We start from the raw sequence: 12,082 nt of genomic DNA on the forward strand, positions 1-12,082 counted from the left end.
TCGTTAGCTCAGTTGGTAGAGCAGTTGACTTTTAATCAATTGGTCGCAGGTTCGAATCCTGCACGACCCACCAAATTCAGTAAAAAAGCACCTTCTGGGTGCTTTTTTCGTTTCTAGAGCTCAAGAGTAAATTCGTTCAGGATGAGAACCTGCTGCAGGTTCGAGTTGAACGCAGTGAGACAACGTTGCCTAGGCAACGACCCAAAGGGCGAGCGTAGCGAGTCATCCTGCACGACCTACCAAATTCAGTAAAAAAGCACCTTCTGGGTGCTTTTTTCGTTTCTAGCGTACGCTAATTTGCCGTTTGTGTGCCAGCTGTTGCGCTTGCTCGGCAACGAGTTGCCAAATCACCTCTGCGGCGGGAGAGAGTGACCTATTTTTACGGCGTATCAATGTCAGCAATCGACCTCTCTCTGGTGAAATTTTTCTCACCACTAGCCGACTCTCTTGCGGTAAAGGCAGCGCCAGTGCTGGAAGAATACTAACGCCAATCCCTGCATCAACCATGCTGAACAGCGTACTAGGATGGCCGACTTGCTGAACCACCTCAGGGTGACCCCCTTGCTGCTGAAAAATAGCATCGATCAATACCCGGCTGCCAGAGGCATAATCTTGTAATACACATTGGCGCGGCGCGATATCGGCCCAACTGACTCTGGGTTTCTTTGCGAGTGGATCATCGTCGCGGCACAATAATAGAAAAGGGTCTTGCAGTAGGGGTTGTGTTTCGAATTCACGCGTATTCTGAAGCTCAATCACGATGCCAAAATCGACCTCTTCCTGCCTTACCGCCTGTACCACCGATTGCTGGACACTGTCTTGCAACAGTAAACGTATTTCTGGGTAACGCTGCTGACAGCTCGCCAAGCACTTTGGCATCAGTTGCGCAGAAATCGTTTGGCTTGCTGCCACTCTCACGGTTCCGGTCCGCTGTTCACCGTAGCTATAGAGATCTTTGATCAAATTATCCATATCATCAATCAATAACGCCATGCGTGAAGCCAACTGTTTACCTGCTAAGGTGAGTAGCACTTCGCGAGTCGTGCGATCGATAAGCCGTAATGAGAGCGTGTGTTCTAGCTCCTTAACGGCATGACTGACTGCCGACTGACTCAAACCAATTAACTCCCCTGCTCGGCTAAAACTCTGCTGCTCAGCGACCGCGACGAAGATGCGCAGCTGACGTAAACTATAATTCATCTATTTTCTTCATATATTCATGTAATAAATCAATTATATTTCTAACCTGATTTCAAGCACAATCCAATCATTACTTATTGCATGGATACAATTTATGGGCTTTCTGCGACTCGACCCGATGATGGTTAAACTCATCATCACTGTTTTACTCGCCACCTTCCTTCCTGCGCGCGGAGGATTTGTCCCGATTGTCGAGGGACTCACCACTGCAGCCATCGCACTCTTATTCTTCATGCATGGTGCCAAACTTTCCCGTGAAAAAATTATCGCCGGCAGTAGCCACTGGCGCTTACATTTATGGATTATGTGCAGCACCTTTGTCGTATTCCCTATTTTGGGCTGCTTATTGGTGTGGTGGCATCCGGTCAACGTCAGTAACGACATTTACACTGGCTTTATTTATCTCTGTATTCTTCCTGCCACCGTGCAGTCGGCGATTGCCTTTACCTCTTTAGCGGGGGGGAATGTCGCTGCAGCAATTTGTAGCGCCTCGGCCTCCAGCCTACTGGGTGTCTTTGTTTCACCCTTATTAGTCAACTTAGTAATGAATGTTCACAGTGCAATGCCGGGGAATGGCTTCGAGCAAATTGGAAAAATTATGCTGCAGCTCTTATTACCTTTTGTGCTGGGGCATATTGCGCGCCGTTGGATTGGCGGATGGGTGGAGCGTCATCGCAGTTTGATTGGTAAGACTGATCAAACATCAATATTACTGGTGGTTTATACTGCCTTCAGTGAAGCGGTCGTCAATGGTATTTGGCATAAGGTCGATGCGACTACACTTGGCTGGATCGTCGTGGGCTGTATTCTATTGCTCGCTATCGCACTATTAATTAACCTAGTGGTTGCACGCCTCTTCGGCTTTAGCCGTCCCGATGAAATCACCATTCTATTCTGCGGTTCGAAAAAAAGTTTGGCAAATGGCGTGCCGATGGCCAATATCCTTTTCCCCGCGAGCATCGTTGGTATTATCGTATTGCCGTTGATGATCTTTCACCAGATCCAGCTGATGACCTGTTCATGGATTGCACAACGCTATAAAAAAGCCGGTGAGCAATCGTCTACTGAATGATAACCTTTTCACCATCACCCAATGGGATAACTCTTGGGTGATGACTTTATCGATATTCTTAACGCCAACTCGTCATATTTTATCTACACTCATAACGTACGAACGTTGAAGATGTCACCTTCGGGTAATTTTTAGGATGGAAGATACCATGACAGACAATACGCGAGATGACCGCGAACAGGGTGCAGCTGAACAAGATCAGGATGCCCAGACTACCGAAAACGAAAATAACGACGCGCCACCGCGACACCGTCCAGGTAAAAAACCCCTCATTATTCTCGCCATTATCGCCATCATTATTCTTTGTGTGGCAGTCGTTTTTTGGCTTATGAATCGCGGGATTGAATCGACAGACGATGCCTTTACCGATGGTAACGCGGCGACAATTGCGCCGAAGACCAGCGGATATGTCGTCAATCTCAATGTAAGAGATAACCAGTTTGTCCATCAAGGTGATTTACTGGTCGTCATTGATCCCCGAGACGCCACCGCCCAGCGTGAACAGGCTCAAGCACAACTTGGTAGCGCTCAAGCGCAATTGCAACAAGCCCAAGCGCAGTATCAACTCGCTAAAGTCCAATATCCCGCACAACTGCATCAGGCACTTGCTGATCAAGCCAAAGCGAAAGCGAATTTGGCCAATGCGCAATCGGTCTATCAACGTCAACACGGTGTTGACCCACGGGCAACGACCCAAAGTAATATAGATAGTGCGACCTCACAATACCGCGCCGCGCAGGCCGATTATCAGCAAGCACAAGCGCAAGTTGAAATCGCTTCTCAGGTTCCACTGCAATTACATCAACAGGAAACGGCTATCGCCGCACGTCAACAACAAGTTGTTCAAGCCGAAGCACAACTGGCCACGGCCAAGCTTAATCTTTCTTATACCGAAGTACGAGCACCTTACGATGGATATGTCACCAAGCGTAATGTTCAGGTCGGCAGTTTAGTTCAGGCCGGTACCGCCCTGTTTTCGCTGGTCTCACCGCAAATTTGGGTGACAGCGAATTTCAAAGAGTCACAACTTGAACATATGCATCCAGGGAATAAGGTGACGGTGAGTGTTGACGCTTGGCCTGACCTAAAACTTGAGGGGCATGTGGACAGTATTCAAATGGGTTCAGGTTCACATTTCTCAACTTTCCCAGCAGAAAATGCCACCGGTAACTTCGTCAAAATTGTGCAACGCGTTCCTGTGAAAATCATTATCGATAAGGGACTTGATCCCCATCACCCTCTACCCTTGGGCCTATCGGTAGAGCCTGAGGTTCATGTTGATGAGTGAAGCACAACGCTGGCAACCGCGCTGTAATCCTTGGCTGGTTGCCCTTACGGTGACGTTAGCGGTATTTATGGAGGTACTCGACTCCACTATCGTTAACGTTGCCCTCCCCCATATCGCTGGTTCACTCTCTTCCAGTTATGATGAGGCGACTTGGGTGCTCACCTCGTATCTGGTCGCCAATGGCATTGTTCTGCCCATCTCCGCCTTTTTTAGCCGCCTCTTTGGCCGTAAGAATTACTTCTTAATCTGTGTCGTGATGTTCACCCTTTGCTCTTTTCTCTGTGGTATCGCAACCGAGCTGTGGCAACTGATACTGTTTCGTATTTTACAAGGCTTCTTCGGCGGAGGATTACAGCCCGTCCAGCAATCTGTACTACTCGATTATTTTAGTAAGCAAGACCGTGGCAAGGCTTTCGGACTTTCTTCGATCGCCATTATTGTCGCGCCAGTGATTGGCCCGACCTTAGGCGGCTGGATTACCGATAACTTCAGTTGGCGTTGGATTTTCTTTATCAATATTCCGGTCGGCATCTTAGCGGCTTTCGCCATTTATCAACTACTCGAAGATCCGCCTTGGGAACGTAAAGCGAAGAAAGACCAACTGCGTATCGATTATATCGGTATCAGTCTTATCACACTGGGATTAGGCTGCTTGCAGGTCTTCCTAGACCGCGGTGAAGATGCAGATTGGTTCAACTCCTCCTTTATCATTACTTTTGCCGTACTTGCGGCAATTGGACTTGTTGGAACCGTCTATTGGCTAATGTACGCCCGCCGACCGGTGGTGGATATATTGGTGATGCGCGATCGTAATTTTTGGGTCGCGGGACTGTTAATGGCCGCCATGGCCTTTATCCTCTATGGTAGCTCTGTCGTCATCCCACAATTGGCTCAACAAGACTTAGGTTATACCGCCACCCTAGCAGGTTTAGTGTTAACGCCCGGTGCCTTCTTTATTATCTTGACCATTCCTCTGGTATTGAAATTAATGCCAATCGTACAGACCCGCTTTATTATCATGTTCGGCTTTACCTGCTTAATGGGGTCCTTCCTATACTCAGGTTTTCAAATGACCCCTACCCTCGACTTCACATCGTTGGTCATTATGCGCAGCGTACAGTCGATTGGACTAGGCTTCTTATTTGTTCCCTTGACCACGATCGCCTTCATTACTATCCCTCAGCAGTTGAATGCCGATGCCTCAGCGCTCTTTACCATGTTCCGGAATGTGGCGGGTTCAATCGGTATTTCTCTGTCTACTGCGGCGATTACCGAACGGCAACAGGTACGTTCGGCGTATCTCTCCGATCATACCACCGTATTTGATGAACCTTTCTCGCAAATGGTTCAAAAGATGGGTGCGGCGATAGAGAATTTCACTACCTTAGTCGGAAACAGTACCCAATTGGCTACGGCACAACTCTATAAACAGATGATTAGCCAAGCCCGGATTTTGGCGTATGTCGATGTCTTTACCGGGCTATGTATCATTGCCCTGATCATGATCCCCTTCTGTCTTTTACTCGCCCCTGTAAAGAGTGAAGGCAGCGCAGGAGGCCATTAAATGAAAGGAAAACTCATGAAATCACAGCGATTATTATTGCCGATGCTGATTGCAGTCCTCAGCGGCTGTGCGGTCGGGCCCGATTATCATGCTCCTGAAAACCACTTAACTGGCGCATGGCAGGCGAGTCAACAAGATCAAGCTTCCCACCCGTTAATGACCGATACCCAGGTCAGTTGGTGGGAAAACTTTAAGGATCCGCTGCTCAATAGCCTTATCCAACGGGCGACAAAGGGCAATTTGACGTTACAGCAAAGCGTACTGCGTATTGCTGGCGCTCGTGAGCAGGTGACCAGTGCACAGGGGGGGTTATTACCCACCCTGAATGGTCAGGCTTCTTATTCTCGCCAACAGTTGGGATTAAAAGGAGAGCTACAATCACAGGGGATCTACGATGCGATTCCCAGCGATATCGCCAACCAAGCAACGGGTAGCGTGAACTTTTACCAAGGTGGATTTGATGCCAGTTGGGAACTTGATTTGTGGGGGAAAACCCGCCGACAGATTGAGATGGCACGTGCCAGCGAACAGCAACAGATTGCACAGCATAATGATGCACTCGTCTCTCTTGAAGCAGAGGTCACTCGGACCTATCTTCAACTGCGTGCGGCTCAGGCTACCGAAGCCTCATTGGATCAACAGATCGCTATCGCGCAACAGAGCCTCGAATTGACGCAAAGTCAGATGCAAAACGGTCTTGCACCGCGTAGTGATGTGGAGAGTGCAACGGCGCAATTGGCCGCTTTACAGGCGCAACTACCGCAATATCAATCACAAATTGCCCAAGCGAAAAATGCGCTGGCGGTATTGATTGGCCAGCCGCCGGGTGCCTTGGATAGCGAATTAGCGTCGGTTAAACCGTTGCCGACATTACCGCAATTGGTTGCCGTCGGCGTTCCTTCCCAGCTTACGCGCCGTCGGCCAGATATCCGGTCGGCAGAAGCCAATCTTCATGCACAAACGGCTAATATTGGTGTCTCGGTAGCGCAATTATTCCCTAGCCTCTCCCTTACAGGACAACTGGGTGTGCGTAACACTGATATCAGCTATATGGATAATTGGAGCAGCCATTTTTATAGCATCGGGCCGGGGATAAATCTGCCGATATTTGAGGGCGGTCGCCTCGTCTCCAACGTGAAATTGGCGCGTGCGCAACAAGCCGCCGCCGCACTCAATTATCGACAAACCGTGTTAACAGCCCTACAAGAAGTGGAGAATGCTTTAGTCAGTTACCGTACAGGGCAACAACAAGACTCAGCCTTAACGCAGTCGCGTGATGCATTACAACGCGCCTATCAACTCGCTTCAGAAAACTACAGGAAAGGCTTCATCACCTATATCACCGTGCTCGATGCACAGCGTCAGTTAGCGCAAACCGAACAGCGTGCGATCCAGGCGCAAGCACAAACGGCCGTCGATTTAGTTGCGCTGTATAAAGCGCTAGGGGGTGGCTGGGAACAGCAGTCTGCAGTGACACTACCGCATTATTCGGTTTTTGGTGACGTGGAGAAGACAGGCGTTACCTCCCTCTAATACTTTCGCCCCGTAACCGGGGCGAATTGTTTAAACTTTAAGCGGTATCACTAGGTGTTCAAGCCCTTCGATTCTTATCGCTAAAGCCAACTGCAGTAACTGTCCAAGATGCCCTTCTGGGAAAGCTTCTTTTCGAGCAAACCATAATAAATACTCTTCGGGGAGATCAATCAGCCGCCTGCCTTGATATTTACCAAAAGGCATACGCCAGTTCGCCAGCTCAACTAATTGCTCTTTTTCTGGCATTATGCCTCCAACATCGCAATAAGTTGTTGCTCGTCAATCACAGTAATCCCTAAGGCCTGGGCTTTCTCGAGTTTGGAGCCTGCCGCTTCACCAGCAATCAAGAGATCGGTCTTTTTCGAAACACTCCCTGTTACCTTGGCACCGCGTTGCAACAATTGTTCCTTCGCCTCGTCACGCGTCATCTGGTACAAGGTCCCGGTAAGCACCACCGTTTTACCCTTGAAGGGTGACTCCGTTGCCTGCGTAATCACTGCAGCTGGCCAATGAATCTGTACCTCATCAACCAGTTGATGAATCACCTCGCGGTTACTCTCTTCATCCATAAAATGACGAATATGGGTCGCTACGACTGTACCGACATCATCAACCACAATAAGGTCCTCTATCGAGGCGGCGATCAGCGCCTCTAAGGTGACAAAGTGAGTGGCTAATGCGAGGGCTGTTGCCTCGCCCACTTCACGAATCCCTAAAGCATAGATAAAGCGCGCTAAGGTGGTTTGACGTGATTTCTCCAGTGCCTGAATGATGTTTTGTGCCGATTTAGGTCCCATTCGCTCCAAACCAGTTAACTTACCGGCGGTTAAGCGGAACAGATCCGCAGGCGTAGTCACATACTCTTTATCAACCAATTGCTCGATAAGTTTATCGCCAAGGCCATCGACATCCAGTGCTTTGCGCGATACGAAATGCTTTAAGGCCTCTTTGCGTTGAGCGCCACAGATTAGACCGCCCGTACAACGTAGCACCGCCTCGCCTTCAACCCGTTCGGTATCCGATCCACAGACTGGGCAAAGAGTTGGAAAGGTGACCTCTCGGGCATCGCTAGGTCGCTCTGCGGTAATCACACTGACAATTTGCGGGATCACATCTCCAGCCCGTCTTACCACCACGCGGTCACCGATTTTCAAGCCTAGACGTTCAATTTCATCCGCGTTGTGTAATGTGGCATTACTTACCCATACTCCCGCGACTTGTACCGGCTCTAAGCGTGCAACGGGAGTAATGGCTCCCGTACGCCCCACTTGGAACTCGACATCGCGGACCTGGGTCATCTGCTCTTGGGCGGGAAACTTAAATGCCGTGGCCCAGCGGGGGGCACGGGCGACGAAACCCAGTTGCTGTTGCTGCGTGAGGGCATTAACTTTAATCACAACACCATCGATATCGAAACCAAGCTGCTCGCGTTGCGCAATGACGCGGTGGTAAAACGCCATCACCTGATCAGCGGATTGGCATACCGTTACATGCGGTTCCATCGGAAATCCCCACTGGCGCAGCTGCGTCAAGCGCTCATAATGACTTTCAGCCAATTTACCGCCTTCATGAATACCGATGCCATAGCAATAGAAGCTTAAAGGGCGCTGCTGAGTGATACTCGGGTCGAGCTGACGCAAAGAGCCCGCTGCGGCATTGCGCGGATTAGCAAAGACCTTTCCGCCCTTTAGCCGAGCTTTCTCATTCAGGGCTTCGAACCCCTTTTGTCGCATAAAGACTTCACCCCTCACTTCCAGACGACGAGGTAAATTTTCTCCCGTCAACGAAAGCGGGATGGACTTAATCGTGCGAATATTTTGGGTAATATTTTCGCCTGTAGCACCATCCCCTCGGGTCGCGGCACGGGTCAAAATCCCCTCTTCGTACAGCAGACTCACGGCTAAACCATCCAGCTTTAATTCGCAGCAATATTCGATACCACTCGCCCCCGATAGACGCTCATTCACTCGGCGAATGAAAGCAAAAAAACTGGTTTCGTCAAACACGTTATCCAAAGAGAGCATTGGGACTTCATGATGGACCGATTCGAAAGCACTCAAGGGTCGTGCGCCCACACGCTGGGTCGGCGAGTCGCTCGTCACTAAGTCGGGATGCTCAGACTCAATCTGCCGTAACTGCTGCATCAAGCGATCGTATTCTGCATCGGGCACTTCAGGGGCGTCTAAGACATGATATTGATATTCGTGATGACGAAGTTCCCGACGTAAGCCGTCTACCTGTTGTTGGAGATTAGCCATAATGCACCATGATAAAAAACCCCCGACAGGCGGGGGTTGATAGTCTGACAGAAGCGATAAGTTACGAGTGGCTGATCACTTCACGAATTCGAGCTTTATAAACTTCCACTTTCTGCGGGGTCAACATATGACGTTCATCGTCCATCACGACTCCCCCCACATCATCGGCAATACGTTGCGCGGATTGAAGCATTAATTTGAAGTTTTGCAGCGCATCACCATAACAAGGGACCATCATAAAGATAGAGATACTTGGCGTAGTGAAGTCGGACATCGTATCCGGGTCGAAAGATCCTGGTTTTACGCTGTTCGCTAAACTGAAGAGTACGGGGCCGCTACCGGTCGGGCTAAGGTGACGATGAAAAATATTCATTTCACCGAACTGGAAACCGGCTTGCAAAATAGCTTGCAGTAAGGGTTCACCCTTTAATTCACTGCCTGCATGAGCCGCCACGTGGAATACCAAGACTGTTTCAGTGAGCGGTTTTTCAGCCGTAGCAGGTTTGCTCTCTTCTGGCTCAACAGCAGGCTGCTCTTGCACAGTCGGAGCGGGGGTCGGCTTGGGGGTTTCGCTCTCAATAGACTGACGTGGTGGCGCTTCAACTGGGTTAACAGGCGCTGTCGGCTCAACAATGGGGTCAGCCGCAGCTTCGCTATGAGTCGGCGCAGAAGGTGAAGTCGGTTTCTGCTTAGCTTCTTCTGGCCCCAAGAGTGGGTCACCTTGTAGAGCAATACCGTCACGCAACGAACTGTTTTTCGCTGGTATCTTTTGCTGAGGTTCAGAAGGTTTTTCTTGGACGCTAGCACTATGCTGAGCAGGTGCAGTATCCCTAGCAGTAGAAGAGTGTGGCGTATGAACAGGAGGTTTTTCCTGAGCAGGAGCCGTTACTTCATCTTCGTCGAGACTCTCATCACGACGTTGCATAAAGTGCTTATGAGGACGATCACGGAAAACGCTAGACCGCTCTTTACGATTAGTCCATAAACCGTGCGCCAGCAACGCGATAATCGCGATAGCACCAACAACTATTAAGATCAGACGCAAATCCTGCATCACTATATTCTCTGTTGTTCAAACACTTTGCCTAAAAAAGGCACCTATATACCACTAAATGTATTGGTCAGCGCGAATAAGTGCAAGCATACACTGCCATTTATCCTGAATAATATCACTAATCTGGTGCGATTGATTAAATTAACAGCAGCAAGGCCTACGCCGAGACAAAAAAAACGTTACTATGAGAAGGTAATTATAATTGTGAGTAATTGGATATGACACAGCGTCAACAACCTCTTCCCTCTTCCGGTTTTACCTATGTAAGATTAGGGTGCCATCTCGTTTGTTTACCCGGTATTCGCCGTTATGTCATCGTCCCACTATTGATTAACATTCTCTTACTCGGGACTGCATTCTATTGGTTATTCACTAAGCTCCATCAATGGATCCCTCAGTTAATGACCTATATACCTCATTGGTTGGCATGGTTGAATTTCATCCTTTGGCCACTCGCCGTTATCTCTATTGTGCTGGTCTTTGGCTACTTTTTTTCCACCCTTGCCAATTGGATAGCTGCGCCCTTTTTCGGTTTATTGGCTGAACAACTCGAACAGCGTCTAACCGGTCATACACCTGATGACATGAGTTGGTGGTCCTTAATTGCCGACCTGCCCAGAATTATGAAACGGGAATGGCTCAAGCTCTGTTATTACCTCCCCCGCGCGGTCGGTTTACTGCTTATCCACTTTATTCCTGGGATAGGTCAACTGCTGGCACCCATTCTTTGGTTTATCTTCGGAGCTTGGATGATGGCTATTCAATATTGCGATTACCCTTTCGATAACCACAAGATCGCTTTTGACAATATGCGTAGAAATCTTGCCGGTGATCGAAAAATTAATCTAGAATTTGGAGGACTGATTAGCGTTCTTACAATGATCCCTATTATCAATTTAGTCATTATGCCGATTGCTGTCTGCGGCGCTACCGCGCTTTGGGTTGATCGTTACCGTCAAACGCTAATCAATAGTGATCGCCCGTAGTTATTGCACTCTGACATATCGATATACCATTTCGTCACTTCACTGCGACCGTATAAAGCGTATTCTCACTAGGTTCCCCAAAATTCAAAGAGTTAAGGATAGGATATGAGTAAGATTTACGAAGATAACTCGTTAACAATCGGCCACACGCCTTTAGTCAGGTTAAACCGCCTCGGTAATGGACGTATTCTTGCCAAGGTTGAGTCACGAAATCCGAGCTTTAGCGTGAAATGCCGAATCGGCGCGAACATGATTTGGGATGCCGAAGAAAAAGGGTTATTGAAAGCGGGCGTCGAACTGGTCGAACCCACTAGTGGTAATACCGGCATTGCCCTAGCCTATGTGGCGGCTGCCCGCGGCTATAAATTGACGTTGACCATGCCTGATACCATGTCAGTGGAACGCCGTAAACTTCTCAAAGCTTTAGGGGCTAACTTAGTCTTAACTGAAGGCGCAAAAGGTATGAAAGGCGCGATTGCTAAGGCCGAAGAAATTGTCGCCAGTAATCCCGCAAAATATTTGATGCTACAACAATTCAGTAACCCTGCTAATCCGGCTATCCACGAGAAAACGACTGGCCCTGAAATCTGGGAAGATACTGACGGTGAAGTGGATGTCTTAATTTCCGGTGTTGGCACAGGCGGTACCCTGACCGGTACGGCTCGCTATTTAAAACGGACTCAAGGTAAAACCAGTTTATATGCCGTGGCGGTGGAACCGACAGACTCTCCGGTAATTTCGCAAACCCTCGCGGGTGAAGAAGTTGTACCAGGCCCCCATAAAATTCAGGGTATCGGTGCAGGATTTGTGCCTGACAACTTGGATCTGAGTTTAGTCGATCGTGTCATGACCATTACCAACGAGGAATCCATCACCACTGCCCGTAATTTAATGGAGTCAGAAGGGATTTTAGCGGGCATCTCTTCAGGCGCAGCGGTTGCGGCAGCACTGAAATTACAACAAGAGCCAGAGTTTGCCGATAAAAATATTGTCGTCATCCTCCCTTCTTCTGGTGAGCGTTACCTATCCACAGCGTTGTTTGCAGACCTGTTCACAGAAAAAGACAACGGTTAATAGACTTTCTTCTTACTTTTAAAAAAGCTGTCTATAAAAGCACCTAAGGGTGC

The 12,082-nt window shown here is 48.9% G+C and carries 10 protein-coding genes and 1 other RNA gene; 7 read left to right on the forward strand and 4 right to left on the reverse strand.

Annotation, left to right across the window (positions count from 1 at the left end; genetic code table 11):
- Positions 1–120: 120 nt before the first annotated feature.
- Positions 121–242: non-coding RNA, RtT sRNA (locus tag MKR94_RS13395), on the forward strand.
- A gap of 40 nt (positions 243–282) precedes the next feature.
- Here the strand turns inward: MKR94_RS13395 and MKR94_RS13400 are convergent.
- A complete protein-coding gene (locus MKR94_RS13400) occupies positions 283–1,200 on the reverse strand; it encodes a LysR family transcriptional regulator (protein WP_241647374.1) in 918 nt (305 codons plus the stop codon).
- A 94-nt stretch (positions 1,201–1,294) separates the two neighbouring features.
- Between MKR94_RS13400 and MKR94_RS13405 the strand changes: the two genes are divergently transcribed.
- From MKR94_RS13405 to MKR94_RS13420, 4 genes are all read left to right on the forward strand, one after another.
- Positions 1,295–2,272, forward strand: coding sequence for a bile acid:sodium symporter family protein (locus MKR94_RS13405; protein WP_241610763.1), 978 nt, complete (start codon positions 1,295–1,297; stop codon positions 2,270–2,272).
- 148 nt (positions 2,273–2,420) lie between these two features.
- Complete coding sequence (locus MKR94_RS13410) at positions 2,421–3,560, forward strand: HlyD family secretion protein (protein ID WP_241647376.1); 1,140 nt, start codon at positions 2,421–2,423, stop codon at positions 3,558–3,560.
- Positions 3,553–5,124 (forward strand): DHA2 family efflux MFS transporter permease subunit, encoded by a 1,572-nt coding sequence (locus MKR94_RS13415; RefSeq protein ID WP_241647378.1) that lies wholly within the window; start codon positions 3,553–3,555, stop codon positions 5,122–5,124. Before MKR94_RS13410 ends, MKR94_RS13415 begins: the two co-directional genes overlap by 8 nt.
- Positions 5,125–6,657: an efflux transporter outer membrane subunit gene (locus MKR94_RS13420; RefSeq protein WP_241647380.1), complete on the forward strand. Its 1,533-nt coding sequence runs from the start codon at positions 5,125–5,127 to the stop codon at positions 6,655–6,657.
- A 30-nt stretch (positions 6,658–6,687) separates the two neighbouring features.
- Here MKR94_RS13420 and MKR94_RS13425 read toward each other — a convergent pair whose 3' ends face one another.
- The 3 genes from MKR94_RS13425 to zipA form a co-directional block, all read right to left on the reverse strand.
- Positions 6,688–6,903, reverse strand: coding sequence for a DUF3820 family protein (locus tag MKR94_RS13425; RefSeq protein WP_241647382.1), 216 nt, complete (start codon positions 6,901–6,903; stop codon positions 6,688–6,690).
- Entirely contained in the window at positions 6,903–8,915 is a 2,013-nt protein-coding gene (gene ligA / locus MKR94_RS13430; RefSeq protein WP_241647384.1) for an NAD-dependent DNA ligase LigA, read from the reverse strand. Before ligA ends, MKR94_RS13425 begins: the two co-directional genes overlap by 1 nt.
- A 61-nt stretch (positions 8,916–8,976) precedes the next feature.
- Positions 8,977–9,972 carry a cell division protein ZipA gene (gene zipA, locus MKR94_RS13435; RefSeq protein WP_241647385.1) on the reverse strand — a complete coding sequence of 332 codons (996 nt, stop codon included), beginning with the start codon at positions 9,970–9,972 and terminating at the stop codon, positions 8,977–8,979.
- A gap of 215 nt (positions 9,973–10,187) precedes the next feature.
- On the opposite strand from zipA, the gene cysZ reads away from it, so the two are divergent.
- Together cysZ and cysK are read left to right on the forward strand one after the other, a co-directional pair.
- Complete coding sequence (gene cysZ / locus MKR94_RS13440; protein ID WP_277755673.1) at positions 10,188–10,955, forward strand: sulfate transporter CysZ; 768 nt, start codon at positions 10,188–10,190, stop codon at positions 10,953–10,955.
- Between the two features lie 105 nt (positions 10,956–11,060).
- Entirely contained in the window at positions 11,061–12,029 is a 969-nt protein-coding gene (gene cysK, locus MKR94_RS13445; protein WP_241647387.1) for a cysteine synthase A, read from the forward strand.
- The last annotated feature ends 53 nt before the right edge of the window (positions 12,030–12,082 follow it).

Origin of the sequence: Rosenbergiella metrosideri (genome assembly GCF_022602565.1) — a bacterium.
GTDB lineage: Bacteria > Pseudomonadota > Gammaproteobacteria > Enterobacterales > Enterobacteriaceae > Rosenbergiella > Rosenbergiella metrosideri.